We start from the raw sequence: 238 nt of genomic DNA on the forward strand, positions 1-238 counted from the left end.
ATTACGTTTTGCGTTCAGTTTTGAAGGTTCATTCTTAATGAATGAAATACTTCAAAACTTGTTCTTTGAAAACTGGATAAAACGACATTGAAATTGTAACAAACACATTTATTTTTTAAGTTTTTTTTAGGCTTAATAACTTGGTTAAGTTATTAAGGGCGCACGGCGAATGCCTTGGCACTAGGAGCCGATGAAGGACGGCACTAACACCGATATGCTTCGGGGAGCTGTAAGTGAG

General features: G+C 37.0%; 1 rRNA gene. It reads left to right on the plus strand.

The window, feature by feature from the left end:
• Window positions 1–142: 142 nt before the first annotated feature.
• Window positions 143–238: ribosomal RNA gene (locus ACYQ73_RS28400) — 23S ribosomal RNA — on the plus strand; the annotation flags it as partial.

The organism is Lysinibacillus sp. CTST325 (assembly GCF_054665055.1).